Origin of the sequence: Phenylobacterium sp., assembly GCF_036501465.1 — a bacterium.
In the GTDB taxonomy this organism is placed as follows: domain Bacteria; phylum Pseudomonadota; class Alphaproteobacteria; order Caulobacterales; family Caulobacteraceae; genus Phenylobacterium.
The window spans coordinates 16854-42089 of sequence record NZ_DASYAF010000071.1; the positions used below are offsets into that span (position 1 = coordinate 16854).

Genomic DNA, 25236 nt, shown 5'->3' on the forward strand with positions numbered 1-25236 from the left:
CCGGCGGCTAGGGTTCCAGGCGTCAGTTTTCGTTGGAGAATTCCCGTGAAGGACCTCATCTACGCCATCCGCCCCCTGGCCTCGGACTTCCTGTCGTCGATCGTCTTGGCCGTCCTGCTCGCCATGCACGTGGACGTGCGCACCGCCACCGGCGCGGCCCTGTTGGTGGGCATCGGCCAGGTGGTGTTCCAGAAGGCGACCCACCGGCCGGTGGAGTTGCTGCAATGGGCTTCGCTCGGCCTGGTCGTGGTGCTGGGCGGCGTGGCCATGATGACCAACGATCCGCGCTTCCTGATGATCAAGCCCTCGATCATCTATGTCGCCATCGGCGTGGTGATGCTGAAGAAGGGCTGGATGATCCGCTACCTGCCCGACGACGCCGTCCACCTGGTCAGCGACCTGATGGTCGGCTGGGGCTACGTCTGGTCCGGCCTTATGTTCACCACCGCCATCGCCAACCTGGTCATCGCCTGGCTGTATCCCGCCTGGTGGCCGGCCTTCCTCGCCGTCTTCCCGCTGGCCTCGAAGCTGACGCTGTTCGCCGTCCATTTCGGTAGCGCCAAGTACATCGGCCATCGCCGCCACGCCCGCCTCATGGCGGCCGAAGTCGATGCCGGCAAGGCCGCCGAGGCGCAGACGGTGGAAGCGGCCCAGGCGGCCTAGAGGACTTCCACGCCCCGCTGGATGGAGAGCACGCCGGTGCGCGAGATCTCCACCAGCCCCAGCGGGCGCATCAGGTCGGAGAACTTGTCGATCTTCGACGGCGCCCCGGTCAGCTCGAAGACGAAGCTCTCGTGGGTGGTGTCGATCACCCGGGCGCGGAAGATGTCGGCGACGCGCAGCGCCTCCACCCGCTCCGGGCCGGTCCCCTTGACCTTGATCAGCGCCAGCTCGCGCTCCAGGCCGTTGGGGTCGCGGGTCACGTCCTGCACATGGCGGGTCGAGACCATCTTGGTGAGCTGGGCCTCGATCTGGGCCAGCACCTGCGGCGTGCCGCGGGTGACGATGGTCACCCGGCTGGTATGGGCGTTGGCGTCGGTCTCGGCGACCGTCAGGCTCTCGATGTTGTAGCCGCGCGCCGCGAACAGCCCGACCAGGCGGTGCAGCACGCCCGGCTCGTTGTCCACCAGCACCGCGAAGGTCGCCAGATTCTCAACTTCGTCGGAATGGGCGAGGTCGTAGACGGAGGCGGGCTGGGCGGTGTCGGTCATGGCCCCTTATAGCGCCGGTGCTTCCTGCTGCCAGCACGCTGTCACGAGGCCCCCCGTAGAACGGCGCCTGTCGAATTCGCGCCGGCTGGCGCGTCTTCACCACGAGCCTGACGCACCCTCGTCACAGGGACGGCGGAGGATCGGGCGCAGCAAAGGAGTTCGTCATGACGACCCAGGATGTGGCCGATGATCTGGTGGCGATGTGGAAGGCCGGCGACTTCGCGGGCTCGGGCGAGAAGTACTGGGCCGAGGATGCGGTCAGCATCGAGCCGGTCGCTCCGAACGGCGGCGACCCGGTGGCGCGTGGCAAGGCGGCGCTGCGCGGCAAGGGTGAGTGGTGGGCCGGCGCCCATGATGTGCACGGCGTCGAGGTGGAAGGCCCGTTCGTGAACGGCGACCGCTTCGTGGTCCGCTTCAAGATGGACGTCACACAGAAGGACAGCGGCCAGCGCTTCGTTATGGACGAGACCGCGCTCTACACCATCAAGGACGGCAAGATCGCCGAAGAGGCCTACTTCTATAACGGGATGTGATCTCGCGGGCTCCGTGAGCCGGCCTCGCTTGCGCCCGCGAGGCCGGTCGCCGACATTGGCGCGATGTCGTCGTTCCGCACGCCGCAGAGCCTGAACACGCGCCTGGCCTATGAGACCGGCGAGAGCATCCTGCGCGGCGAGATCGCCCAGGAGCAGGCCGCCTCGCTGGGCCGGATGGGCCGCAAGGCCGAGGCGGCGCTGGCGGCGCTGCGCGAGCATCAGGGCGAGGGCCGCGGCGAAGTCCTGGCGACCGCCGCCGACGCGGTCTGGTGCTTCCTGGTGCAGCGCGAGGTGATGGGCCTGCGCGACCGCGCCCAGATCGTCGCCGACTACCGCATCCCGCGCGAGGTCGTGGCGCGGCTGGGCGCGCGCTAAGCCGCTCGCTTCACACCAGCCTTTTCCCCGCGTCGTCGATGATCGCTCCCAGGTCGCGGGCTTCCTCGGCCATGATCATCTCGTTGTGCGCCTTGCCGGAGGGGATCATCGGGAAGCAGTTCTCTTCCTTGGTCACCCGGCAGTCGAACAGCACCGGCTTGTCCGACGCGATCATCGCGCGGATGGCGTCGTCCAGCTCGTCCGGATGCTCGGCGCGGATGCCCACGCCGCCATAGGCCTCGGCCAGCTTCACGAAGTCCGGCAGGCTCGCGGAATAGGAGTGCGAATAGCGCTCGCCGTGCAGCAGCTGCTGCCACTGGCGCACCATGCCCATCCACTCGTTGTTGAGGATGAAGATCTTGATCGGCAGGCCGTGCTGCACGGCTGTCGACATCTCCTGCATGGTCATCTGCACCGATGCGTCGCCGGCGATGTCGATCACCAGGCTGTCGGGATGGGCCATCTGCACGCCGACGGCGGCGGGCAGGCCGTAGCCCATGGTTCCCAGGCCGCCCGAGGTCATCCAGCGGTTGGGCTCCTCGAAGCGGTAGAACTGGGCGGCCCACATCTGGTGCTGGCCGACCTCGGTGGTGATGTAGACGTCCTTGTCCTTGGTCAGCTCATAGAGCCGCTGGATGGCGTGCTGCGGCTTGATGAGCTTGGCGTCGGGTCGGTAGCGGAAGCTGTCGCGGGCGCGCCAGGCGTCGATCTGGGCCCACCAGTCGCCCATCGCCTTCTTGTCGGTCGAATAGCTCTTGGCCTTCCAGACCGCGATCAGGTCCGCCAACACATTGCCGGCATCGCCGACGATGCCGATGTCCGTGCGCACGTTCTTGCCGATGGAAGACGCGTCGACGTCGATGTGAATCTTGCGTGAGCCGGGCGCGAAGGCGTCCAGGCGCCCGGTCACCCGGTCGTCGAAGCGCGCGCCGATCGCCACCATGACGTCGCAGTCGTGCATGGCGTTGTTGGCTTCGAAGCTGCCGTGCATGCCCAGCATCCCCAGCCACTGCGGGCTCGACGCCGGGAAGGCGCCCAGGCCCATCAGGGTCGAGGTGACCGGCGCGCCGGTCAGCGCGGCGAACTCGCGCAGCAGCTTCGCCGCCTCCGGCCCGGAATTGATCACCCCGCCGCCGGTGTAGAGGATCGGGCGGCGCGCCTTGGCGATCATCGCCGCGGCCTCGGCGATGCGGCCCGGGTCGCCCTTCACGCGCGGCGCATAGTTGTGGACGTGCTTCACCTGGGCCGGGCCCTGGTAGGGGCCCTTGGCGAACTGCACGTCCTTGGGGATGTCGATGACCACCGGGCCCGGCCGGCCGGTGGTGGCGATGTGGAAGGCCTCGTGCAGCACGCGCGGCAGGTCGGCCACGTCCTTCACCAGGTAGTTGTGCTTGGTGCAGGGCCGGGTGATGCCGATGGTGTCGCATTCCTGGAAGGCGTCGGTGCCGATCAGATGGGTCGCCACCTGGCCGGTGATGACGATCAGCGGGATGGAGTCCATCAGGGCGTCGGCGATGCCGGTCACCGCATTGGTCGCGCCCGGGCCGGAGGTGACCAGCACCACGCCGGGCCGGCCGGTGGAGCGCGCATAGCCCTCCGCCGCGTGGGTCGCGCCCTGCTCGTGGCGCACCAGCACGTGCTTCAGCCGCGGCTCGGCGAACAGGGCGTCATAGATCGGCAGCACCGCCCCGCCCGGATAGCCGAACAGCACGTCCACGCCCTGGTCGAGAAGCGCGCGCACGACCATCTCGGCGCCCGAAAGCGTGGTGGTCTCGGCTTCGATCGTCGTCTGGTGGGCGGTCATGGGTTGGCTCGGTCTTGGGGCAATAAAAAAGGCCCGCGTGGGGGCCTGGTTATAAGCGACCTTGGACGGGCTGAGCAGGGTCAGTCCGCTTAGGGTCGCCTTACGAGTACAAGAATCTTGCGCACGAGTGTTCCTCGGAAGCTCAGGGTTTGGGCTTTCGCATGCTGGCCCTAGGGCGTCAAGACGGGGTTAAGCGCAAGAAACTGCCCCCACTGGTCGTCCGCGTCGATTCCGCCGACGCGCGGCCAGTCGGCCATCTGGCCGCGCATCCAGGTGGCCTGGCGCTTGGCGTAGTTGCGGGTCTGCTGCTGGGCGGCCGAAAGCGCCTCCGGAAGGCTGGCCTCGCCGCGCAGGTGGGCGGCGAATTCGCGCAGGCCCACGGCCTTCATCAGCGGCAGGGCCGGGTCGAGGTCGCGGGCGGTGAGCGCGGCCACTTCCGCCAGCACGCCCTGGTCCGCCATCGCCGCCAGCCGGGCGTCGCAGCGGGCGTAGAGCGCCTCGCGCGGCGGATCGAGCGCCACGGCGGACCACGACCCGGCGGGCAGGGCCAATGCGCTGTCGGCCTGCCAATCGGAGAGCGATCGCCCGGTGGCGGCCCAGACCTCCCAGGCCCGCGCCAGCCGCTGGCGATCCGTGGTCGGGATGCGGGCGGCCGCGGCCGGGTCGATCTTGGCCAGGCGCGCGTGGAAATCCTCAGCCCCCAGCGCCTCGTACTCGGCGGCGGCAGCGCGGCGCACGTCGGCGGCGATGGCGGGGATCTCGGCCAGGCCCAGCGTCAGGGCGCGGAAGTAGAGGCCGGTGCCGCCGACCACCACCGCCGGCCGGCCGCGCGCCGCGATCCCCTCCAATGCCGCATGCGCCGCCTTCAGCCAGCGGCCCACCGACCAGCCGTCGGCGGCGTCGACCGTCCCGAACAGGTGATGCGGCGCGCGGGCTTCATCCTCGAGCGAGGGCCGGGCGGTCAGCAGGCGCAGGTCGGCGTAGAGCTGCATGGAGTCGGCGTTGACGATCTCCGCGCCCACAGCTTCGGCGAGCCGCAGCGCGAGCGCCGACTTGCCGCTTGCCGTGGGTCCGGCGATCAGCCAGATGCGGGGCGCCATGGAACTTGTCCTCACCGTCGTCGCGCCGCCCGAGGCGGGGAACGTCTCGCTGAACCTGCGCGATGTCTTCGCCAGCGCGGGCGCTGAAGGCAAGTCGGCGCGGAAGCTGGACGGCGGCGACACCGGCGTCACCGACGTGATCCTGGAGGCTCGGGACCTCGCCGCGGTCCGCGCCGCGCTCGGTCCCGCGCTCGCCGACCAGGGCGTCGACTGGTGCCTGCAGCCCACCGCCGGACGGCGCAAGAAGCTGCTGGTGGCGGACATGGATTCCACCATCATCAATGTCGAATGCCTGGACGAACTGGCCGACTTCGCCGGCCTGAAGGCCGAGATCAGCGCCATCACCGAGCGCGCCATGCGCGGCGAGCTGGCGTTCGAGGGCGCGCTGCGCGAGCGGGTCGCCATGCTGAAAGGCCTGCCGGTGACGGCCCTGCAGCAGACCTATGACGAGCGCGTGCGGCTGAACCCCGGGGCGCGGACCCTGGTGCGCACCATGGCCGCCAACGGCGCGCGCTGCGTGCTGGTCAGCGGCGGCTTCTCGTTCTTCACCGGCCGGGTGGCCCAGGCGGCCCTGTTCCACGCCCATCGCGCCAACAGCCTGATCGAGGTCGAGGGTGCGCTCAGCGGCGAGGTGGGCGATCCGATCCTCGGGCGCGAGGCCAAGCTGGCGGCGCTCGTGGAAGAGGCCGCGGCCCGCGACCTGCCGCTGTCGGCCGCCATCGCGCTCGGCGACGGCGCCAACGACCTGGCGATGATCGAGGCGGCCGGCCTGGGCGTCGCCTACCGCGCCAAGCCGATCGTGGCGGCGAAGGCCGACGCGCGCATCGACCATACGGACCTCACGACCCTGCTCTATTTCCAGGGCTACGAGCAGGACGCCTTCATTGGCGATTGAGGCATGAGTTTCCCGCGTCCCGTCAAAGCCGTCGTCTTCGACATGGACGGCCTGCTGGTCGCCACCGAGCAGGTGGTGTTCGCCGCCATGCAGCACGCCGCGGCGAGCTTCGGCGGCGAGATGCCGTTCGCCACTTTCCAGCGGATGGTGGGCCTGCGCCACGAGGCCAGCGACCTGATCCTCATGGAGCACTTCGGGGAAGGCTTCGACCTGCCGGCCTTCTCCGCCGCGGTCAGCGTCTATTTCCGCACCGAGCAGGCGGCGGGCATCGCGCTGAAGGCCGGGGTGGTGGAAATCCTCGACCGGCTCGATGCGCTGAAGCTGCCGCGCGCCATCGCAACTTCGTCCAGCCGCTATGCCGTCGAGCAGAGCCTGGGGCCGCACGGCCTGCTGCCCCGCTTCGACGCCTTCATCACCCGCGAGGCGCAGGAAAAGGGCAAGCCGCACCCCGAGCCGTTCCTCAAGGCCGCCGCGGCGCTGGGGGTCGATCCGGCCTCCTGCCTGGCGCTTGAGGACAGCCACAACGGCGTCCGCTCGGCGTCTTCGGCTGGGATGATGACCGTGATGGTGCCGGACATGCTGGACCCCACCGAGGAGATGGAGACGCTGACCGTGCGCATCGCCGCCGACCTGCACGAGGTCGCGGCCCTGTTGGCGGGGCAGGCGGTCTAGCGGGCGTCGGGCCTGGCGCGCGCTTTCGCCGCGTCGGTCAGGAACCGCAGGATGCGCGGCCAGGCGTCGGCCTGCGCGCGAGTCTCGCCCGGTGGCGCGCCGCCCACCGCGAATGGGCCCGCGGCGTCGCGCTTGCGCACCGGCAGGTAGGCATAGGGGATGGCGTGGCCGACCCCGGGATAGACTACCAGCTGGTCTGCGCCGGCCCGGCCGAAGCGCCGGCGGCGCGCCTCGATGCGCCCGGCCATCATCGCCGAGGGCCAGATCTGGTCGCCCGCTCCAGCCAGCAGCAGCAGCGGCCCGGCGATCCGCTCCACCGGGATCTCGACCCGGGCGGTGTCGCCGAAATGGGCCAGGTCCTCCAGGAACAGCGGCGTCTGGCGCACCGGCCGGCCGGTGAGCCTGTCGCCCAGATAGGCCGCGATGAAGCCTGGATAGAGGGTGTTTGGAATGGCCGGCAGCGGCTTGCCGGCGACTGTCCAGGCCGGCTTCCCTGGCAAATGGTTGGCCGAGACGCCGCCCCACAGCGCGAAACTGGGCGAGCGGGCGACCACGGCGTCCACGCCCCCGGTCGTGGCGGCGGCGTAGAGCGCCGGCTCCGTGCCGCGGGATTCGGAATAGATCGCCACGAAGCGCGGATCGACCGCGGGGTTGCGATGAAGCCAGCCGACCGCGCGGCTGAAGGTCTCCATGGGCACGTCTTCCAGGGTCGCCGGCAGGCCCTTCTTGCCGAAATAGGCCAGCGACAGCGCCGCGAAGCCGTGGTCGGCCAGCATCATGGCGACCTGGGGCGCGCCGAAGCCGCCGTCCGAGCCGCCGATCACCAGCACGCCGGGATGCGGTCCGGGCTGCGCGGGAACGTAGAAGACCCCGACGACGCCATCCTCGCGAATGGCGAAGGGGCAAATGCCGGCTGGGCCGAAGCGCCGGGTCACCGTGCGGCTCGCCAGCCGCCGGCCGCCGGCGCTGATTTCGAAGGTGGTGGCGAGCGGCTGCGAGACGTCGGTGACGGCGAACGCCTGGCGGTCTCCCCCCTTGGGTGCGGCGTCCGCGGTCATGGCGGCGATCAGCCGGGTCGCGTCGATGGCTTCGGCGGGCGCGCCGGGCAGTCTCACCGCGCTTCGCCACCAGACGCCGTCCTGAGCCTGGGCGCGGGCGGTCAGGGTCGCGGGCCGGCCGGGCGGCAGGCCTGTGAGGCTGAGGCGGAACGGCTGGTCCATCAGCGGCGCTTCGGGCGAGACCTGGATCGCGGGCGGCGCGGGCGCGGCGGCGGGCGGGACGGGAGCCAGAATCAGGGCGGCGGCCAGGGCTGCGATCAGGGATTTCATCGGCTTCGACCCGGCTGCGGCGTCAGGTTGCCAGAGGGGTCAGCGCAAGTCGATCCAGTAGCGGCGGCCGCGGACCCCTTCCACCCAGGGGTTGTCGACCTCGTCGCGGATGGTCCCGCCGTTCTTCTCGATCACCTTGATCGAGGCGGTGTTGTCGAGGTCCACCGTCAGCATCACCCGGCTGAGCGGCAGGGTCGCGCGGACGTGGTCCAGCGCCTCAGCCAACATGGCGCTGGCGTGGCCCTGGCGGCGGGCCGAGGGGCGCACCGCATAGCCGATGTGGCCGCCCCAGCTCTCGAGGATCGCGTTCAGCTCGTGGCGGATGCCGACCGAGCCCAGGAAGGTCGCGCCGTCCATGTACCAGAGCTCGGTGGCCGGCACGCGCTGGCCGAGCGTGCCGTCCGGCAGCACCACCTGGCGCGGCGGATTGTTGACGATGCGCACGAACCACTCGGGCTGGCGCTCGATCTGGGCGATTTCTTCAGGCGAGGTCGGGCGCAGGTTGTCGCGCGAAAAGCCTTCGCCCAGCGCTTCGAGGAAGCTCGGGATGAACGCCAGCTCCGCCCGGACCAGCGCCGGCATCAGCGCCTGGTCGCGGGCCCGGCGCCCGCGTTCGGCCCCTGCTCGAAGTATTTGAAGAAGGCGCTGTCAGGCGAGAGCACGAGGGTGGTGTCGCCCTGGCCTAGGCCCGCCTCATAGGCCTGCATGGATCGATAGAAGGCCGCGAAGCTGGGATCCTTGCCGAAGGCCTGGGCGAAGATGCGGGTCCGCTGGGCGTCGCCCTGGCCGCGGGTCTCGGCGCCTTCCTCGCTGGCCTTGGCCAGGGTGATGGTCACCTCCTTGTCGGCGGCGGCCATGATCTCGCGCTTCTTCTGTTCGCCCTCGGCGCGGTACTGGGCGGCCGCTTGCTGTCGGTTGGTCTGCATGCGCGTATAGACCGAAGCCTGGTTGGCGGTCGGCAGGTCCACGCGCTTCATCCGAAGGTCGATGATGTCGATGCCGAGCTGGGATTCCTTGGCCCGCTTGGCGACGTCGGCCCGCGACTGCGCCATCAGCACCTCGCGCTTGCCGGAGATGATGTCGTCGGTGGTGGACGCGCCCAGGATCTGGCGCAGGGAGGAGTTCACCAGCCGCTCCAGTCGGTCCTGCGCCGTGTGCTCGTCGTGCAGGGTCCGGTAGTACTGCAGCGGGTCGGAGATGCGGTAGCGCAGGAAGGCGTCGACCACGAGCCGCTCCTGGTCGCCGGTGACGATCTCCTCCTGGTCGGCCTCCATCGCCTGGTTGCGGCGGTCCAGGGTGACCACGTTCTCCAGGAACGGCGTCTTGAAGTTCAGGCCGGCGCCGCCGGCCTCGCGCGGCGCGTGGATCACCCGGACCGGCTGGCCCAGGCGCAGCACGATGGCCTCCTGCCGCTGGTCGACCACGAAGAAGGTGTTGGCGGCCAGGATCGCGGCCACGATGGCCAGAATGGCGTACAGCAGCCAGGGCGCGGGGCGGCTCATGGCTGCCCTCCCGGCTGCGTCGCCTGCGGCTGGCCGCCTTGCGCCGACGGCTGGGTCGGCGCGGACGGGGCCAGGGCGGCCGGCCCGCTGCGCGGGCGGAACACGTCGGGCGGCAGGATCACCGGGGCGGTGACGCCCTTGCCGGAGATCACCACCTTGTTGGAGTTGCGCAGCACCCGCTCCATGGTCTCCAGGTAGAGACGGTCGCGGGTCGCCTGGGGCGCGCGACGGTATTCGGCGTAGATCGAATTGAAGCGGGCAGCCTCACCGGTGGCGGTTCGCACCGACTGCTCCCGATACCCCTCGGCCGACTGGACGATCTGGGCGGCTGTCCCCTTGGCTTCATTGACCACGCGGTTCTTGTAAGCGTCGGCGACGTTTTCGGCGGAATCGCGATCCTGCTGGGCGCTCTGCACGTCGCGGAAGGCGGCGACCACCTCCTGTGGCGGGTTGGCCGAACGGATCTGCACCTCGACGATGCGCACGCCCATGCCCCAGGCGTCGAGGATGCGCTGCATCTGGTCGGCGGTCTCGAACTGCACCTTGCCGCGGCCGTTGTTGAGGATGAAGTCGAGCTGGTTGCGGCCGACCACCTCGCGCATGGAACTCTCGGCCACGGCCTTGATCGCATCCTCGGGGTCGCGGGTGGCGAAGATGAAGCGGCCAGGGTCGGAGATCCGCCAGGTGACGCTGAAATTCAGGTCGATGATCGCCTCGTCGGCGGTCAGCATCAGGCTGGGCGAGGAGGCGCCGGCATCGCTGACGCTGGCGTCGGATGAGGCGCCGCCGCCGCCCCCCGATGAGCCGATGTCGAAGCGGTTCAGCGTGGTCACCGGCACCTTCTCGACCTTCTCGATCGGCCAGGGCAGGTGGTAGCGCGGGCCGGGGCCCTCGTTGCGCGAATAGGCCCCGAAGGTGGTGACCACCGCCACCTCGTTCGGCTGCACCAGATAGATGCCGCTCAGCGCCCACAGTGCGAAGACCGCCGCGGCGATGCCCACCAGGGCGCCGGGCCGCACGCCGCCGCCAGGGCCGCCGAACAGGCCGCGCATGCGCTGGCGCACCCGGTCCATACCGGCGTTCAGGTCCGGGCCGCCCGGGCGGCCGGGGCCGCGCCCGCCGCTTCCGCGGCGCGGCGGATCCTTGCGCTCGTCGTCATCGCCCGGCGGCGGCGAGCCCCAGGGGCCGGGATTGGCGTTGTCGTTCCAGGGCATGTGCCGGGTCGGTCTTTGCGTTCGGGGCTTTGTTGTGGTCGATCCAGGCGCTGCGCCCATATAACCGGCGCGGTCTGATGGATATGAGACCCAGCCCATCTCAAAGCAAGCTTAAGGCGTCATGAGCGACCAGCCCGTCCCGAAATCCCCCGGCCCCGATCGAGCCGCCCTGCTCGCCGGCCTCGACGCCGTGATCGATCCCAAGTCGGGCAAGGGGCTGTCCGCCGCCGGGCTGGTGCGCGGACTGTCGATCCGCGGCGACCGGGTGGGCTTCATGCTGGAGGTCCCGGCCGCCGAGGCCGAGCTCTACGCCCCGGTGCGCGAGGCGGCCGAGCGGGTGCTGGCCGCCCAGCCCGGCGTGGGCCAGGCCCAGGTGGTGCTGACCGCCGAGGCGGCCCATACCCCGCAGTTCAGCGCCCAGGTCAGCCCGCGCCGGCGGCCCACCGCGCGGGTCGCCGAGGACCCGCAGGCCAGGCTGGGGCCCATGGGCGAGGCCGAGCGCCCGGCTTTCGTCGGCAAGGTGATCGCGGTCGCCAGCGGCAAGGGCGGGGTCGGCAAGTCCACGGTCTCGGTGAACCTGGCCGCCGCCTTCGCCCGCCTGGGCCTGAAATCGGGCCTGCTGGACGCCGACATCTATGGCCCCTCGGCCCCGCACATGATGGGGATCAAGGACGAGCCGACCTTCGACGACGACAAGCGGCTGATCCCGCTGATGGCGTGGGGCGTGAAGGTGATGTCCATCGGCTTCATCGTCGAGGACGGCACGGCCAACATCTGGCGCGGGCCGATGGCGTCCTCAGCGCTGCGCACCCTGATGAACAGCGTCTGGGGAACCGAGAACGACCCGCTGGACGTGCTGGTCATCGACCTGCCGCCCGGCACCGGCGACATCCAGCTCACCCTGGTCCAGAAGCTGCAGCTCGACGGGGTGGTCATCGTCTCGACGCCGCAGGAGATCGCCCTGATCGACGCGCGCCGCGCGGCCACCATGTTCCGCAAGACCGGCGCCGCGATCCTGGGCGTGGTCGAGAACATGGCCTGGTTCGCCGACCCGACGACCGGCGCGCGTATCCCGATCTTCGGCGAGGGCGGGGCCGTGCGCGAAGCCCAGCGGCTGGGCGTGCCGCTGCTGGGTCAGGCGCCTCTCGAGGTCGCGGTCCGTCAGTCGGGCGACGAAGGCCAGCCGGTGGTGGTCTCCCACCCCGACAGCCAGGCGGCGCACGTGTTCATGGACATCGCGCGGCGGCTGCTCAGCTAGCCCGCGCGGCGATGTTCTCGCCGGGCCCGCCCAGGACTTCCGTGCCGGCGGCGTAGTCCCGCGCCTCCAGCTCTTCCAGGGCGTCGCGGATTTCGGTCTGCCGCTTGGCGTCGAGCTTGTAGCCGACCAGGCAGGTGGAACCCACGACCACCAGGATGATGGGCGCGAAGACGTAGCACATCTCCAGCCCCCAGATGGCGTGGGGCGTGTTGTGGTAGCCGGGCTTGGCCACATAGTGGAACAGGTCGAGGATCGGATAGATGATGATCACCGCCAGCGACGAGCCCAGCTTCTGGGTGAGCGTCACCAGGGCGTAGAGCACGCCCGACCGCTCCTGGCCGGTGGTCAGCCGCAGTTCGTCGGCCACATCGGCGACCATGGCCCGGATCAGCACGATGAACGCCGCCGCGCAGAAGCCGACGCTGAACATGCTCGCAAACGTCGGCCAGAACAGCTTGGCGGGCACGAGCATCAGGATCGTCTGGAAGATCGCGTAGCAGACGCCGGCCGCCTGCACCGTGCGGTGCTTGCCGAAGCGCTGGGCGATCTTGGCCCAGATCGGCGCGGCCAGGATGCCCGCCGCGCCATAGGGGATCAGCAGGACGCTGACATCGGCTGGCGAGAAGCCCTTCGCTTCGCGGAAGAAGAACAGGTAGATCGGCGCGCTCGAGCCCGGGCCGAGGATCAGGAACAGGTCCGCCGCCACCAGCCGGGCCATCGACGGGTTGGTGATCACCGCGAAATAGTCGTTGAGCGTCGTCCGCTCCTTGGTCGCCAGCGGGGTCGACCGTTCCGGCGCCGCCAGGAGGGGCACGATCACCGCCACGGTGGCCACCGCCATGATGATCCAGCCGACCGTCGGGATGGCGGCCGGGTCGGCCGGGGTGAGCCGGCCGTGGGTCAGTTTCGGCAGCAGGCCCAGGAAGGAGGAGCCGCAGACCCCGACACCCAGCATCCAGCCGAACATCCGCGAGCGCTCATGGTACTTGCCGCTGATCGTCGCGGCCCAGGCCGAATGCCCCAGCACCAGCAGCGAGTAGGCGACGTAGAGCAGGATGTACCAGGCGAACAGGTAGGTGGTGTCCGGGTTCGCCGGCGGATTGAACACCTTGTAGACGGAGAGCCAGAGCACCGGCAGGCCGAGCAGGAACCACGGCCGGTAGCGGCCCATGGGCGTGCGGGTCTTGTCCATCAGCCAGCCCAGCGCCACGTCGAGCCCCAGGTCGGTCAGCCGCAGCAGCCCGATGGTCGCCCCGATGACGCTGAGCGTGACCCCCATCTTGCCGGCGTAGAACGGCGGCAGATAGACGCCGGTCATCGTGATCAGCATGTAGGCGGGAATGCTCCCGAGGGAGAAGGCGAGTAGGCGTGGCAGCGGCAGTCGGCCGGAGGTGGCGGTCCCCGAAGTTGAGGTCACTGAGCGTCTCCCAATATCAATAGGTCACCCTCTGTGGGGTGCTTAATCCGGACAGGAGAGACCGCAGACCCGGGCCCGTGCAAGGGCTTTCGGGCGCGGCTGGCGGTCACGGACCGGTGACGAGCGGGGCGCCCGGCGAGGCCGTGACGCCGTCGACGCCCAGCTGCTCCGCCAGCAGCGCGTCGCGCGCTTCGAGCTGGCGGCGGATCTCGGCATGACGCTCGGCGGAGAGCTTGTAGCCCAGGAAGGCGGCGCCCCCGAGCATCACGAAGACGATGGGCCCGGTGATGTAGATCAGCTCCAGGCCGTGGACCTGGGCCGGTCCGTTCGCGGCGTGCGGCCTGGCGTCGTAGCCGATGGAGCTCAGCAGGGCGTAGCTGACGAAGATCGACAGCGCGCTGGCGGCCTTGGTGGTGGCGCTGGTCACCGCATAGAGCAGGCCGATCAGGTCGCGCCCGCCCTCCAGCCGCAGCTCGTCGCCCACGTCGGCGGTGATCGCGCGCACCATCACCACGAAGCCGGTGGCGAGCGCGCCCAGGCAGAACATCGGCAGCACGAAGGGCAGGGATTGGCCCTTGGGCAGCAGCGGGATGAGGATCAGCGCCAGGGAATAGAGGGTGGTGGTGACGATCAGGGCGCGGTGCTTGCTGATCCGGTTGGCCAGCCACGCCGCGGCCGGGCCGCCGAACAGCCCAGCCAGGATGTAGAGGGCGAGCAGCAGGTTGCCGGCGGTGAGGCCGAGCCCGCGGGAGTCGCGGAAATAGAAGACGTAAAGCGCCGCCATCCAGCCCGGGCCCATGGTCACGCAGAAGTCGGCGACGAGGATCCGCAGGACATTGCCGCGGGAGAGCAGCGCCACGTAGTCGGCCAGGCCGAAGCGCTTGGCCCGGTCGGGCTCGGCCGCCCGCTCGGGCGTGCGCAGGAGCGCGATCGCGGTGGAGGCCGGGACCAGCCCGAACAGGAACCAGCCGACGGCGCGCATGCCGTGAACCTCGTCCTGGCCCAGCTTGGCCGCCACCACCGGGATCACCAGGGCCAGGACCGCGCCCACCACGCCCATGCCGAGCATGGCGCCGAAGATCTTCGAGCGCGCCGTATAGCTGGCGGCCAGGGTGGAGGCCCAGGCGTTGCCGGCCACCAGCTGGATCGACATGCCGAGGTAGATCACCAGCAGCCAGATCACCAGGTAGGTTTCATCGATGCCCGGCTTGGCCTGGTAGAGCATGTAGAGCGCCAGCATCATGATCGGCGCGCCGGCGATCATCCACGGCCGGTAGCGGCCGATCGGGCTGCGGGTCTTGTCGATCAGCAGCCCCAGCACGGGGTCGACCGGAATGTCGATCAGCCGCACGACCCCGAACGCCGCGCCGGCGGCGAGGCCCAGGCCCAGCTGGCTGGCGAAGAACGGCGGCAGCTGGACGGCGACCGACAGCAGCAGCGCCGCATAGGGCATGTAGGCGCAGGCGAACGCCAGCACGGCGCGCCCGGACATGGCCGTCCTGGGCGCCGCGGACCCCCTAGACGCGGGGCTGGGCTCGGCCACGCGATCCTCCTTTCGCCGCGCCTCTGGCGGGCGCGATCAGGAGGCAAGGTTACGCGCGCGGACCTCGCGGGGCGCAAGTTGATTCGGCGTAACGAAGCTCTCCCTTTCCCTGAGGGGAAAGGCCGGTCAGCCGCCCATCAGGCGGAAGAACTTGGCGCTCTGTTCGCCGCCGGCCTGATAGGCCTGCTGGCCGGCCGGATCGGTGATCCTGGCCCAGTTGTCGCGCACCTCTTCCACCGACAGTCCGTCTTCGCCCAGATAGACGCCCTCGGTCTCGACGATCCGCGAGAGCGCAAAGGCGCCGGCCCCGGCGGTCAGGATGCAGCCGGAGGGCGCCTCGTCGGAGCAGAGGAACACGACGCCGGGCGTCACATATTCCGGCTTCAGCTTCTCCAGGATGGCCGGCGGCATCAGGTTCTCGGTCATCCGCGTGGCGGCGACCGGGGCGATGGCGTTGACGTGGATGTTGTTCTTCTGCCCCTCGAGCTTCAGCGTGTTCATGAAGCCGATGATGCCCAGCTTGGCCGCGCCATAGTTCGACTGGCCGAAGTTGCCGTAGAGGCCGGAGGACGAAGTCGTGCAGACGATGCGGCCGTAGTTCTGCTCTCGCATGATCTCCCAGACCGCCTTGGCGGGCTTCACCGTGCCCAGTAGGTGGACGCCGAGCACGAACTCGAAGTCGGCGATCTCCATCTTGGCGAAGGTCTTGTCGCGCAGCACGCCGGCGTTGGCGACCAGCACATCGATGCGGCCCCAGGCGTCCATCGCCTGCTTGACCATCAGCGCCACGCCGGCGTCGTCGGTGACCGAGGAGCCGTTGGCGATCGCCTCGCCGCCCAGGGCCTTGACCTCTTCGACCACCTTGTGGCTGGCCTCCGAGCCGCCGCCGGAGCCGTCCATCGAGCCGCCCAGGTCGTTGACCACCACCTTGGCGCCGCGCCGGGCCAGCTCCAGGGCGTGCTGGCGGCCCAGGCCTCCGCCTGCGCCGGTGACGATGGCCACTTTGCCGTCGAAGCGGATGTCCGCCATGGAAGGGATCCTCTCTGGAGTGAGCGCGGCCGTCCGGCGGCCAAATTCGGCGGCGTTTTGCGGGGTGACGCCGGAAGCGTCAAGCTGGGGCGTCAAGAAGGGCGCGGCGATTGCGGTCGCTCGCGCCGCGCTTAGGATCGGGCGATGCGTTGGCTGACGGCGATTGCAGTCCTGGTCCTCGGCGCCGCGGCCGCCCGGGCGCAGCCTGCGCCATCCCCGCCCGCGCCAACCCTGCCTACGCCAACCCTGCCTACGCCAGTCCAGCCGCATCCGGTCCTGCCCGACCCCGTCGCCTACCGGCTGTCGCCGGTGATGGCGGGTGACAAGATCACCGCCCTGAAGGTCGAGATCCGCTTCCACGAGGGGCCGTCGGGCAGGAGCCGGCTCGCCTGGGCCAGGACGGGCGAGGACGACCGGCTCTGGCGCTTCGCTCGCGACGTCAGGATCGAGGGCGGCGAGGCGACGGCGGACGGGCCGGGCGCCTGGGTTGTCCACGCCGCGCCGGGAACGCCGATCACCGCCAGCTACCGCGTGGTCTCGGCCTACGGGCGCGACCCGACCGACGACAACAGCCACCAGACCTGGCCGGTGATCCGGCCCGACTGGTTCTTCGCCCTGGGCGAGGGCCTGTTCGCCACCCCGGAGGATCACGACAAGTCGCCGGCGACCTTCGAATGGGCCGGCGCGCCGCGCTCGCTGTTCGGGATCGGCGGCTTCGGCTTCGCCTCGGACCTGGAGCACCTGGCCGGACCCGGCCGCAAGGCGACACGCCCGGGCACCGTCGACGATATCCAGGAAAGCGTCGTCATCGGCGGGCGGGACGTGCGCCTGATCGAAAAGCGCGTGGACAATGTCCGCCTGCGCGTGGCGATCGTCGGCCGCTACAATTTCGCCGACAAGGATTTCGCCGCCAAGGTGTTCGAGATCCTGGCCGCCGAGCGCGCCTTCTGGGGCGAGAAGGCCAAGCCCTATCTGGTGGCCATGTCGCCGACGCTGAGCGTCGGTCGCCGGCTGTCGATGAACGGCCGCGGCCGCTCCGACGCGTTTGCGCTGTGGGTCGATCCCGCCTCGGACCAGCTCGACCTGCGCTGGCTCCTGGCGCACGAGTACTTCCACACCTGGAACCCGGTCCTGCTGGGCAGTCTGCCGGACGGGCCGACCGAGCCCCTGGGATTCTGGTTCTCGGAGGGCTTCACCGACTACTACGCCTGGAAGCTGATGCTGGCCGCGGGCCAGTTCGGCCCCGCCGACTTCGCCGCGCGCTGGAACGAGACCCTGGCCCGCTACGCCATCTCGCCGCTGAAGGCCGCGCCGAACACCGTGGTGATGACCAATTTCTGGGTCAACCAGTACGCCCAGAAGCTGCCCTACTACCGCGGCGCCATCCTGGCCGCGACGCTGGACACCCAGGCGCGGGCGCACGGCTCGTCGCTGGATGCGGTGATGCGCGAGATGCGGCGCATGGCGGCGGTGAAGGGCGAGACACGCCATGCCGCCGAGTTGTTCCCAGCCGCCTACCAGGCGGTGACCGGCATCGATCCGCGTCCGCTGATCCAGCGCCACATGATCGACGGCGAGCCCATCGACCTGCCGCGCGGCGCCCTGGGCGCCTGCTTCGCGGTCGAGACCGTCCAGGTCGCCGCCTTCGACCGCGGCTGGGACCCCGACGCCACCCGCGCGGCGAACATGACCCTGGCCGGGGTCAAGCCGGGCGGGCCCGCCTACGCCGCCGGCCTGCGCGACGGCATGCGGCTCCTGGAAATCATCGCCGCAGAGCCGGGCGACGCCAGCCATCCCTATGTGCTGAAGGTGAAACCGCCGGGCGAGGCGGACCAGGTCATCAGCTACCTGCCGGCCGGAACCGGGACCGTCAGCCGCCAGACGGTGACGCCGGTGGCGGCCCCGGGCTGCCCGGCCCCGCCGGTGTCTTAGGCGCAAGAAAGAAGGCCCGGGCTTGGGGTCCCGGGCCTTAGAGGGAGTCCTCCCCCGTCCTCTTGGGGCTGGACGGGGGAGGGTTATGCGGACCCGCTATCCCACCGCAGGCGTTCTGGCTTGCGCCTGCTGCTGGGTCCGCATGAACTTCACCAGGACTCGTTGGCCGATCAGGAACGGCGTCCCCTGGGTGCTGACGACGACCTCGACGACCCGCTCGTCGGTCTTCTCGGTCGGATCGTCCGAGGTCAGCTTGCGCGCCCCGAACACCTCGGCGCGGCGCAGCACCCGGCCGCTGACCACCTTGGCGGGATCGGCCTCGGCCGACAGCTGCACGTCCTGGCCGATCTGCACGAAGGGCAGGGCGCTTTCGGAGATCTCGGCGCGCACGATCCGATCGGCCCGGGGCTCCAGGTCGAACATGTTGGAGACGTTCAGCGTCGAGGCGCCGGCGCCGGGGTTGGCGTAGCGGCGCACGATCCGCCCGTCGGCCGGCGCGCGGATGACGGTCAGCTCTTCGTTGAACTTGGCTTGGCTCAGCTTGGCCTGGGCGGTGCCGATGGCCGCGTTCTGCGCCTGCAGGCTGGCCTCGGCGCCGCGGATCGCGTCCTGCGCCTGGTCGACCGACTGCTTGGAGACATAGCCCTTGTCGATCAGCGACTGCACGCGGCCGAACTCGCGCTTGGCGGTGGCGATCTGCACCTGCAACAGGGCGACCTGGGCCTGGGCCTGACGCAGCTCGGCGTCGGCTTCCAGCGCCTGCAGGCGCGGCTGGTCGTCCTCCAGGCGGGCCAGCACCTGGCCCTTCTTGACCTGGTCGCCCTCCTGCACATCGACCTCGCGGACCACGCCGGAGGTGCGCGCGGCCACCTGGATCACCCCGCCCTCCACGTCGGCCTTGCCGTTGGCGATGGCGACATAGGGGCTGAGCGGCGCCTTCGCGGCGGCCAGCTTGGCGGCTTCGGCCTTCTTGGCGTTCATCTGGCCGTTCACGACGACGAAGCCGCCGGCGCCGACGATCAGCACGACGGCGACGATCCAGAAGATGCGGCTCTTGAGAAAAGCGAACATGAGAGTGTCCTCAGGCCCCGACCAATGCGGGGCGGTGGTGATGGGGCTCGGAGTTGGGGATGGTGCTGACGACGCGGTGGTCGCCCAGGATGTTCCCGTCCTCGATGTGGATGATGCGGTCGGCGTAGGCCTCGAGCCGCGGGTCGTGGGTCACGCAGACCACCGCGGCGCCATGGCTCTTGGCGGCCCGTTGCAGCAGGCGGATGACGACCTGGCCGTTCTCGCCGTCGAGCGCGCTGGTGGGCTCGTCGGCGAACAGCAGCTGCGGCGACTTGGCGAGCGCCCGGGCGATCGCCACCCGCTGCTTCTCGCCGCCCGACATCTCGGACGGGCGCGAGTTCATGCGCGTCTCGAGGCCCACTTCGGCGAGCGCGTCGGCGGCCCGGCGGCGCGCTTCGCGCTTCGGCACGCCCTGGTACTTCAGCACGATCTCCACCTGCTGCAGGGCGGTGAGCGCCGAGAACAGGTTGAAGCCCTGGAAGATGAAGCCGCAGTGGTCGAGCCGGAACCGGTCGATCTTGCCCTGGCGCAGGCTCCAGATGTCCTGGCCGAGCGCGGCGACCTGGCCTTCGTCGGGCTTCAGGAGGCCCGAAAGGGTGGCGATCAGGGTCGACTTGCCGGAGCCGGAGGGGCCCATGACCATGGTCACGTCGCCGTGCAGGGCGTCGAAGTCGACCCGCTTCAGCACCTCGATATGGGTGCGCCCGGTCTTGAAGCGCTTGTAGAGGCCATGCGCGTTCAGGGCGTGTTCGGAGGCCGAGCTCATCGCAGGAGGTCCGCGGGTTGGCTGCGCTTCAGGACCCCCAGGGAAAACACCCCCGAGAGGATCGAGATGACCAGCAGCAGGATGACGACCGTGATCACCCAGGGCATCGGGAAGCCCATGGGCATGCCGAACTTGGAGCCGAGCAGGTAGATCCCGGCGGTGAAGACGAAGGTGGCGATCAGCCCGGCCACGCCGACCCACAGCGCCAGCTCCAGCACGATCCTGCTGAGCGAGCCCATGGAGACGCCCAGCGCCCGCAGGCTCGCGAACTCCTTGATGCTGGCGAGGATCGCGCCGCGCAGGGTCTGGGAGGTGATGCCGACGCCGATCAACAGGCCCAGGAACAGCGAGAAGCCCAGGAAGATGCCGATGATCTGCTCGCCCATGATCGCCTTGCGGTTCGCCGCGGCGAGGTCGGGCTTGCTCCAGGCCTTGTAGGCGCCGTTGCTGACCGCGTTCAGCTGGTCGCGCACCCGGTCCGCCTGTGCGGGATCCTTGATCCGCACCATCAGCGGGCCGGTCTTGCCGTTCTTCGGGCCCATGCCCAGGAGCCGCAGGGTGTCGCGCGACATGTAGACCGTGGGCTGGTCGACGTTGGGGTAGTTCTGCAGCACGCCGCGCACGTGGACGGTCTTGCCGTTCAAGGTGGCGGCGGCGCCGAGCTTGGTGCCCAGCCGCGCCAGCGCGGTCTTGTCCATGATCACCGCGTAGGGCTCGAGCAGGGCGAGCCGGATCGATTCCGGATAGTCCGTCGGCAGGGTCACCGAGTCGGGGCGCGGATCGACGTCGAAGGTGTTGACGTAGGTGGTGACGACCTTCTGGCCCTTCTCCGGCGTGTTGACCCAGCGCGCGCCGTCGCCGTCGAGGCTCTCGACCTCGGTCACCTCCGGGTTCAGATAGATCAGCGGCTGGACGCGCTCGGGCAGGCCGTTGGGGCCGGAATTGATCAGGCTCTCGTTCTTCGGCGCCAGGATCATCAGGTCGGCGCGCGAGCGGTCGATGGACGCCGTGATCCCCTGCACGATGCCGGTGAACATGCCGACCTGGGCCAGGACGAGCAGGCCCGAGAAGGCCAGCGCCACCATGGCGGCGCTGTAGCGTTTCCATTCGTACAGCAGGGTGGCCAGCGCCAGCGACATGGTCCTCTCCGGTCCGAACGCGGCGGGATGATCCGGTCGCCTGGGAGGGCCCGTCCGGCCCCGCCAGAGGGGCCGTTCCAGCGGGCCCCGGCCGCCGAAAGTTCGCGTTCAACAGTGAGAGACCGCCGATGCACGCGGCGGATGCGGTTTTCGGGATTAAGCTTTCGTAATGGGCGTCGTGCGCCGCTAAGCTATTCGCCGCCCTTGGTTTTTTCCGGGATCGGGGTGCCGAAGATTCCGGGGCCCATGGTCGGCTTGATGCCCTGGGCCTCCTGCTTGCGCGCGCCGCCCAGGATGCCGGTCATGGCGTAGTTGCCCTCGTGACAGGCGTATTCGTAGACGTGCTCCCTGCGCGCGTTCAGGCTCTCCTCCGCCGCCCAGTGGCTCGTGTAGTAGACAGGATCGTCCACCTCGAAGCGGTAGAAGATCTGGGTCGGCGAGGTGCGGGTGAAGCGCTCGGTCACCCGGCCCTTGTCCGACAGATAGATCGGCCCGGTCCTCCCCTCTTCGGGGTTCACGTGGATGGTTTCGACCACCAGGGTGTCGCCCTCCCACCAGCCGACGCTGTCGCCCAGCCAGGGATCGATAGCCTGCGGCCGGTGATGGGCGAGCGCCGTGGCCTTGTCCTTGAACAGCGGGATCACGCGCGCGTCGTGGACCATCTCCACGTCGATGACGATGGCGTCCGGCGTTTCGACGATCTGGTAGTTGTTGTTGTAGATGGTGTTCAGCATCCCCGGCCCACCCGCGCCGGTGAAGCCGATCAGGCAGCGCTCCGACACCGGCAGATATTCCGGCCCGTAGAACAGGTGGTCGGCGCGGTCCTTGCGGTATTGCGCCAGCAGCTTCCGGCCTTCGTCGGAGAGCGGCAGCTGGCCGTTGGCCGGCTCGACGATCCAGGAGGTGCGGAACTCGCCCTTCACGTTGGCCAGGCTCTTGCCCGGGTCGATCCAGAAGGTGTTGTAGCCGCGGTCGTTGTTGCCGTCTTTCAGGAGGTTGTCGTTGAAGTTGGACGGGCCTTCCTCGGCCGCCGCCAGCTTCTCGAACGGGCTGTCCTTGGCGAGCTTGGCGGCCTCGTCCTTGCCGACCACCAGCTTGGCCACGCCCGGCGCACGGGTGAGGTTGGTGACCGAAGCGTTGGACCAGACGCCGGTCAGGTCCGGATGGCCGGATGGGGTGCGCGGCGGGGAATAGGCCTTGGCCTTGGCGGGCCCTGTGGCGCTCGGCGCATCGGCGGCCCGCGCCGCCCCGGCCAGCCCCAGCACGAACGCCAACACCGCAACGGAAACCCCGTTCCTCATCGCCCAGCTCCCTAAGGTGCGGGCGTCCTGACGCAAGGCCGACGCCCGTCGTTATGAGCTGTGGAGCCTAGCAGACCCGAAGGCGGCGGCCTATGGCGCGCGCTTCTCGCGGCGCAGGATGTCGCCGGGCTCGCAGTCCAGGTAGTCGCAGATGCGCTCCAAGGTCTCGAAGCGCACGCCCTTCACCTTGCCCTGCTTCAAGAGCGACAGGTTGGCGTCGGTGATGCCGACATAGGCCGCCAGTTCCTTCGAGCGGACGTTGCGCTCGGCCATCATCACATTGAGCGTCACGCGGATCGGCATCAGACGATCTGGGCGTGGTCTTCGGCGATCGCCGCGGCGCGGGCCAGCACGCTCACCATGGCGATCAGCACCGCCGCGAAGACGATCTCGAGCAGGAGACTTCCCGAGAGTGTCCAGCCGGCTTGGGCTTGAGGCGACCTGATCATGAACGGCCAGGCAAAGCGCACGGTCTGGCGACTGAACAGGCCCAGCACGGCGTTGACGACGGACTCGAGTAGGGCGTCGGACAGAAGGAAGGCGACGCCCAGCATCGAGAAGTTCCGCAGCCGCCGGACCGTCGAGGCCTGAAGCACCCGGCCGCGCGCCAGGTCGGCGAAGAACCGGCTGCCCTGCCACAGCGCCGCGGCCAGCAGCAGCGGTGTGATGATCCAGGCCAGGCCGCCGAAGGTGGCCGGGGACCAGCGCGTCATGTCCGGCGGCGGCCCCGGCAGGGTCTTGCGGGAAATCACATGCCCGTCCGGCGCATAGACCACTTGCGACGTCATGGTGATCGAGCCCGACGGGCAGGTCCGGACGGCGGCCGCGCCCACCGGAGGCCCGCAGGCGGTCAAGCCGCCCGAGGCCAGGGTGACATCGGCTGCGACCGAGCCGGCCGCCACCACCACCAGGAGGGCCGACAGGCCAAGGCAGACCCAGGACATCGCGCGCCCGAAGGTCCGCAGGCCGAACCCGTCCGGGAAATTCGCACCCCATCCGGTCTTCGCCAGTGTCGCCGCCATCCCGCCCTCCATCCGCTGAACGATGCGAATATATTGTTATACGATAAATATGAGCCGTCAAACGAAATGTCCTGCGAGCTCGCTCCCGTTGGGAAGGCCCCTGCCGGGACCCCGCTTGCGGAAGCTGCGCATCTGCCGCTCTAATCGTAGCGAGGACCGCCGGAATCGCGGTCGGGGGGTTTCGCTGGATGTTCGGTCTTGAGAATGCGCAGAGCCTTGTGGGCATCGCGGCGGCCATCGGCATCTGCTGGGCCTTCTCGGAAGACCGCCGGCGTTTCCCGTGGAAGCTCGCCATCGGCGCGGTGGTCGTCCAGGCGGTGATGGTGCTGGCGCTGTTCGGCCTGCCGGCGCTGCGCGCGGGCCTGCAGGAGGTCGGCCACGCGGTGGACGGGCTCTCGGCCTCCACCCAGGCCGGCGTCGCCTTCGTGTTCGGCTTCCTGGCCGGGTCCGGCGACCAGCCCTACAACCTGACCAACCCCGGCGCGCTGTTCGTCTTCGCCTTCCGCGTCCTGCCGGTGATCCTGGTGGTCTGCGCCCTCGCCGCCCTGCTCTGGCACTGGCGGATCCTGCGCTGGATCACCCAGGGCTTCGGCGTGGTGTTCTCCAAGACCATGGGCCTGCGCGGGCCGCCGGCGCTTGCGACCGCCGCCACGGTGTTCATGGGCCAGGTTGAGGGCCCGATCTTCATCCGCTCCTACCTGCCCAGCCTGTCGCGCTCGGAGCTGTTCATGCTGCTGGCGGTGGGGATGAGCTGCGTCTCCGGCTCGACCATGGTGGCCTATGCGACGATCCTGAAGGACGTGCTGCCGAACGCCGCCAGCCACGTGCTGACCGCCTCGCTGATCTCCGCGCCGGCCGGCGTGCTGCTGGCCCGAATCCTGGTGCCGCGCGTGCCGGAGGCCGAGGTCGAGGCCGACGCCGAGGCGATCAAGGACAAGACCTACGACAGCTCGGTCGACGCCCTGATCAAGGGCACCTCCGACGGCTTGTCGATCGTGCTCAACGTGGCCGCGACCCTGATCGTCTTCGTGGCCCTGGTGGCGATGGTCAACGGCCTGCTGGGCATGCTGGGCAATGTGGGCGGCCAGCCGATCTCGGTGGAACGCATCCTGGGCGTGGTGTTTGCGCCGCTGGCCTGGGCGCTGGGGATCAAGTGGGCCGACGCGCCCACCGCCGGCTCGCTCCTGGGCGTCAAGCTGGTGCTGACCGAGTTCACCGCCTTCATCCGCATGAGCGCCATCCCGACCAGCGCGCTGGACGAGCGCACGCGGATGATCATGACCTATGCGCTCTGCGGCTTCGCCAACATCGCCTCGGTAGGCATCAATGTCGCCGGCTATTCGGTGCTTGCGCCGGAGCGGCGCGGCGAGATCATGGGCATGGTCTGGAAGGCGATGATGGCCGGCTTCCTGGCCACCTGCCTCACCGCCTCGGTGGTGGGCGCCATGCCGTCCGGCCTGTTCGGCAAGTAGGCGGAGGCCGATCATGAAGCTCTACGACACCCTGCTCGCGCCCAACCCGCGCCGGGTCCGCTGGTTCATGGCCGAGAAAGGCATCGAGGACATCGAGGTCATCACGCTGAACCTGATGCAGGGCGAACAGCGCACGCCGGAATATGTCGCCAAGGCCGGCCTGCCGCTGGTGCCGTCGCTGGAGCTCGATGACGGCACGGTGATCGGCGAGTCCGTCGCCATCTGCCGCTACCTGGAAAGCCGCTATCCGCAGCCCAACCTGTTCGGCCGCACGCCGGAAGAGATCGGCGTCATCGAGATGTGGACGCGCCGCGCCGAGCTGATGGTCGCCCACCCGATGATGATCGGCGTGCGCCACACCCACCCAGCCATGGCCGCGCTCGAACAGCAGAACCAGGCGGTCGGCGAGCACAGCCGCGACAGCGCGCTGAAGGCGCTGAAGTTCTTCGACCGACGGCTGGAGGGGCGCGACTGGATCGCGGCCGAGCGCATCACCATCGCCGACATCCTGGCCTTCATCGGCCTGGACTTTGCCCGGATGATCAAGGTCAGGCCGCCGGAGGATCTGCCCAACGTGGTCCGCTGGCACGCCGCCATGTCCGCCCGCCCGGCCGCCAAGGCCGGCATGCCACAGGCCACCTAGAGGAGACCG

25 protein-coding genes are annotated in these 25236 nt (G+C 69.6%); 9 read left to right on the forward strand and 16 right to left on the reverse strand.

Features of this window, described 5'->3' with window-relative positions; translation table 11 throughout:
• The first annotated feature begins 45 nt into the window (after nucleotides 1-45).
• Complete coding sequence (locus VGL85_RS07350) at nucleotides 46-663, forward strand: septation protein IspZ (protein ID WP_331587573.1); 618 nt, start codon at nucleotides 46-48, stop codon at nucleotides 661-663.
• Here the strand turns inward: VGL85_RS07350 and ilvN are convergent.
• Nucleotides 660-1211: an acetolactate synthase small subunit gene (gene ilvN, locus VGL85_RS07355; RefSeq protein WP_331587575.1), complete on the reverse strand. Its 552-nt coding sequence runs from the start codon at nucleotides 1209-1211 to the stop codon at nucleotides 660-662. The two genes, VGL85_RS07350 and ilvN, sit on opposite strands and share 4 nt — an antisense overlap.
• A 164-nt stretch (nucleotides 1212-1375) precedes the next feature.
• Between ilvN and VGL85_RS07360 the strand changes: the two genes are divergently transcribed.
• Together VGL85_RS07360 and VGL85_RS07365 are read left to right on the forward strand one after the other, a co-directional pair.
• Nucleotides 1376-1744: a nuclear transport factor 2 family protein gene (locus tag VGL85_RS07360; RefSeq protein WP_331587577.1), complete on the forward strand. Its 369-nt coding sequence runs from the start codon at nucleotides 1376-1378 to the stop codon at nucleotides 1742-1744.
• Nucleotides 1745-1807: 63 nt separating this feature from the next.
• Nucleotides 1808-2119 (forward strand): DUF6665 family protein, encoded by a 312-nt coding sequence (locus tag VGL85_RS07365; protein WP_331587579.1) that lies wholly within the window; start codon nucleotides 1808-1810, stop codon nucleotides 2117-2119.
• Nucleotides 2120-2129: 10 nt separating this feature from the next.
• Here VGL85_RS07365 and VGL85_RS07370 read toward each other — a convergent pair whose 3' ends face one another.
• Together VGL85_RS07370 and miaA are read right to left on the reverse strand one after the other, a co-directional pair.
• A complete protein-coding gene (locus VGL85_RS07370) occupies nucleotides 2130-3923 on the reverse strand; it encodes an acetolactate synthase 3 large subunit (protein WP_331587581.1) in 1794 nt (597 codons plus the stop codon).
• A gap of 170 nt (nucleotides 3924-4093) precedes the next feature.
• A complete protein-coding gene (miaA, locus tag VGL85_RS07375; RefSeq protein WP_331587583.1) occupies nucleotides 4094-5023 on the reverse strand; it encodes a tRNA (adenosine(37)-N6)-dimethylallyltransferase MiaA in 930 nt (309 codons plus the stop codon).
• On the opposite strand from miaA, the gene serB reads away from it, so the two are divergent.
• Nucleotides 5022-5918, forward strand: a complete 897-nt coding sequence (serB, locus tag VGL85_RS07380; RefSeq protein WP_331587585.1) for a phosphoserine phosphatase SerB — start codon at nucleotides 5022-5024, stop codon at nucleotides 5916-5918. The genes miaA and serB overlap by 2 nt on opposite strands.
• A gap of 3 nt (nucleotides 5919-5921) precedes the next feature.
• A complete protein-coding gene (locus tag VGL85_RS07385) occupies nucleotides 5922-6590 on the forward strand; it encodes an HAD family phosphatase (protein ID WP_331587587.1) in 669 nt (222 codons plus the stop codon).
• On the opposite strand, the gene VGL85_RS07390 is transcribed toward VGL85_RS07385, so the two are convergent.
• The 4 genes from VGL85_RS07390 to hflK are packed head-to-tail and all read right to left on the reverse strand — an operon-like array spanning nucleotide 6587 to nucleotide 10634.
• Nucleotides 6587-7918 carry an acyl-CoA thioester hydrolase/BAAT C-terminal domain-containing protein gene (locus VGL85_RS07390; RefSeq protein WP_331587589.1) on the reverse strand — a complete coding sequence of 444 codons (1332 nt, stop codon included), beginning with the start codon at nucleotides 7916-7918 and terminating at the stop codon, nucleotides 6587-6589. The two genes, VGL85_RS07385 and VGL85_RS07390, sit on opposite strands and share 4 nt — an antisense overlap.
• Before the next feature lie 39 nt (nucleotides 7919-7957).
• Complete coding sequence (locus VGL85_RS07395) at nucleotides 7958-8500, reverse strand: GNAT family N-acetyltransferase (RefSeq protein ID WP_331587590.1); 543 nt, start codon at nucleotides 8498-8500, stop codon at nucleotides 7958-7960.
• On the reverse strand, nucleotides 8500-9420 hold the full coding sequence (locus VGL85_RS07400) for a protease modulator HflC (RefSeq protein ID WP_331587591.1): 921 nt from the start codon (nucleotides 9418-9420) through the stop codon (nucleotides 8500-8502). The genes VGL85_RS07395 and VGL85_RS07400 overlap by 1 nt, the downstream gene beginning before the upstream one ends.
• Nucleotides 9417-10634, reverse strand: coding sequence for an FtsH protease activity modulator HflK (hflK, locus tag VGL85_RS07405; protein ID WP_331587592.1), 1218 nt, complete (start codon nucleotides 10632-10634; stop codon nucleotides 9417-9419). Before hflK ends, VGL85_RS07400 begins: the two co-directional genes overlap by 4 nt.
• 121 nt (nucleotides 10635-10755) lie before the next feature.
• Between hflK and VGL85_RS07410 the strand changes: the two genes are divergently transcribed.
• Nucleotides 10756-11892, forward strand: a complete 1137-nt coding sequence (locus VGL85_RS07410; protein WP_331587594.1) for an Mrp/NBP35 family ATP-binding protein — start codon at nucleotides 10756-10758, stop codon at nucleotides 11890-11892.
• Here the strand turns inward: VGL85_RS07410 and VGL85_RS07415 are convergent.
• The 3 genes from VGL85_RS07415 to VGL85_RS07425 all read right to left on the reverse strand — a co-directional run bounded on the left by VGL85_RS07415 (nucleotide 11885) and on the right by VGL85_RS07425 (nucleotide 15881).
• Complete coding sequence (locus tag VGL85_RS07415) at nucleotides 11885-13309, reverse strand: MFS transporter (RefSeq protein WP_331587596.1); 1425 nt, start codon at nucleotides 13307-13309, stop codon at nucleotides 11885-11887. The genes VGL85_RS07410 and VGL85_RS07415 overlap by 8 nt on opposite strands.
• A gap of 106 nt (nucleotides 13310-13415) precedes the next feature.
• On the reverse strand, nucleotides 13416-14801 hold the full coding sequence (locus VGL85_RS07420) for an MFS transporter (protein WP_331587599.1): 1386 nt from the start codon (nucleotides 14799-14801) through the stop codon (nucleotides 13416-13418).
• A gap of 177 nt (nucleotides 14802-14978) precedes the next feature.
• Nucleotides 14979-15881 carry an SDR family NAD(P)-dependent oxidoreductase gene (locus tag VGL85_RS07425; RefSeq protein WP_331587601.1) on the reverse strand — a complete coding sequence of 301 codons (903 nt, stop codon included), beginning with the start codon at nucleotides 15879-15881 and terminating at the stop codon, nucleotides 14979-14981.
• 144 nt (nucleotides 15882-16025) lie between these two features.
• Here VGL85_RS07425 and VGL85_RS07430 point away from each other — a divergent pair, with 144 nt between their 5' ends.
• Complete coding sequence (locus tag VGL85_RS07430; protein ID WP_331587603.1) at nucleotides 16026-17813, forward strand: hypothetical protein; 1788 nt, start codon at nucleotides 16026-16028, stop codon at nucleotides 17811-17813.
• A 96-nt stretch (nucleotides 17814-17909) separates the two neighbouring features.
• On the opposite strand, the gene VGL85_RS07435 is transcribed toward VGL85_RS07430, so the two are convergent.
• From VGL85_RS07435 to VGL85_RS07460, 6 genes are all read right to left on the reverse strand, one after another.
• A complete protein-coding gene (locus VGL85_RS07435) occupies nucleotides 17910-18884 on the reverse strand; it encodes an efflux RND transporter periplasmic adaptor subunit (protein WP_331587606.1) in 975 nt (324 codons plus the stop codon).
• A 10-nt stretch (nucleotides 18885-18894) separates the two neighbouring features.
• Entirely contained in the window at nucleotides 18895-19650 is a 756-nt protein-coding gene (locus tag VGL85_RS07440) for an ABC transporter ATP-binding protein (RefSeq protein WP_331587608.1), read from the reverse strand.
• On the reverse strand, nucleotides 19647-20789 hold the full coding sequence (locus tag VGL85_RS07445; RefSeq protein ID WP_331587610.1) for an ABC transporter permease: 1143 nt from the start codon (nucleotides 20787-20789) through the stop codon (nucleotides 19647-19649). The genes VGL85_RS07440 and VGL85_RS07445 overlap by 4 nt, the downstream gene beginning before the upstream one ends.
• A 191-nt stretch (nucleotides 20790-20980) precedes the next feature.
• Nucleotides 20981-22090: a hypothetical protein gene (locus VGL85_RS07450; protein ID WP_331587612.1), complete on the reverse strand. Its 1110-nt coding sequence runs from the start codon at nucleotides 22088-22090 to the stop codon at nucleotides 20981-20983.
• Between the two features lie 90 nt (nucleotides 22091-22180).
• Nucleotides 22181-22393, reverse strand: coding sequence for a helix-turn-helix transcriptional regulator (locus VGL85_RS07455; RefSeq protein ID WP_331587614.1), 213 nt, complete (start codon nucleotides 22391-22393; stop codon nucleotides 22181-22183).
• The gene (locus VGL85_RS07460) at nucleotides 22393-23112 is read right to left on the reverse strand and encodes a hypothetical protein (protein WP_331587616.1); all 720 of its coding nucleotides are present in this window, start codon (nucleotides 23110-23112) and stop codon (nucleotides 22393-22395) included. Before VGL85_RS07460 ends, VGL85_RS07455 begins: the two co-directional genes overlap by 1 nt.
• A gap of 188 nt (nucleotides 23113-23300) precedes the next feature.
• Here VGL85_RS07460 and VGL85_RS07465 point away from each other — a divergent pair, with 188 nt between their 5' ends.
• Together VGL85_RS07465 and VGL85_RS07470 are read left to right on the forward strand one after the other, a co-directional pair.
• The gene (locus tag VGL85_RS07465) at nucleotides 23301-24584 is read left to right on the forward strand and encodes a NupC/NupG family nucleoside CNT transporter (RefSeq protein WP_331587618.1); all 1284 of its coding nucleotides are present in this window, start codon (nucleotides 23301-23303) and stop codon (nucleotides 24582-24584) included.
• A gap of 13 nt (nucleotides 24585-24597) precedes the next feature.
• Nucleotides 24598-25227 carry a glutathione S-transferase gene (locus VGL85_RS07470; protein WP_331587620.1) on the forward strand — a complete coding sequence of 210 codons (630 nt, stop codon included), beginning with the start codon at nucleotides 24598-24600 and terminating at the stop codon, nucleotides 25225-25227.
• Nucleotides 25228-25236 lie beyond the last annotated feature (9 nt).